This window comes from Dorea sp. AM58-8, from assembly GCF_003464045.1.
GTDB classification, from domain to species: Bacteria; Bacillota; Clostridia; order Lachnospirales; family Lachnospiraceae; genus Claveliimonas; species Claveliimonas ammoniilytica.
In genome coordinates this window covers 1-729 of the sequence record NZ_QSDM01000057.1, presented here as the reverse complement: position 1 = coordinate 729, position 729 = coordinate 1, and the positions used below count along the sequence as shown (strand labels likewise).

The following is a 729-nucleotide window of genomic DNA, read 5'->3' as shown; positions in this document are numbered from 1 at the left end:
GAAGTCTGTTCAAAACATAATAAGACGCTTGAGGAAGTCGGCAGTTGGAAACGGACAGAAATGCAACTGCGTGATGATAAGGCTCATGCTTTTGCCATGACATTCAAGGGCAGACCGCTGGAACTTGGGGAACTGGCTTTCGGACTGCTGGCAAACAACCTACGCTTTGTCGTACCAAACAGAAACGAAAGTAATAAGAGCAGGTGGAAAACTTGTCGGTTTTGGGAACGCTTTTTAGGGGCTGTGGAAGTCTTGAAACTGCAAGTACCAAAACAGCAAAATTCCCTTGAAGAAACACAGCAATGGCTCACAGAGGGTGGCGTGATTTCCGCTGTCAAAAGTTTTTACTTCTTGGAAGAACATGACGCATTAGGTGGACTGGAAAAAGTGGGAACTATGCTTGATAAGGCAAGATACAGCAATTCCCTTTCCAGTAAATTAACCGCCCATTTACAGAGGATAAACCGCACCGACCTTATCCCCTATATCCAGTATGACACGAAACATGGGAAAGGGGGTATCTGATGAACAACAACGATATTCCCGTATGGGAAAAATACACCCTTACCATTGAAGAAGCGTCAAGGTATTTCCGTATCGGAGAAAACAAGTTAAGACGCTTGGCAGAGGAAAACAAGGACGCTGGCTGGCTCATTATGAATGGCAACCGCATACAGATTAAACGCCGACAGTTTGAACAGGTTATTGACAAATTGGACGCAATCTAAT

2 protein-coding genes are annotated in these 729 nt (G+C 44.6%); both read left to right on the top strand.

Translation table 11 applies throughout. The features are described from left to right. Positions 1 to 525 (top strand): replication initiation factor domain-containing protein (locus tag DXA18_RS15440; RefSeq protein WP_147345619.1); only part of this gene is annotated, 525 nt, incomplete at its 5' end. Beyond that, the gene (locus DXA18_RS15435; RefSeq protein WP_109273690.1) at positions 525 to 728 is read left to right on the top strand and encodes an excisionase; all 204 of its coding nucleotides are present in this window, start codon (positions 525 to 527) and stop codon (positions 726 to 728) included. The genes DXA18_RS15440 and DXA18_RS15435, both read left to right, overlap by 1 nt. The last annotated feature ends 1 nt before the right edge of the window (position 729 follow it).

What these genes read in the sequence shown, in the direction of transcription:
- DXA18_RS15435 (WP_109273690.1), top strand. Translation starts at nt 525, where the DNA reads ATGAACAACAACGATATTCCCGTATGGGAAAAATACACCCTTACCATT.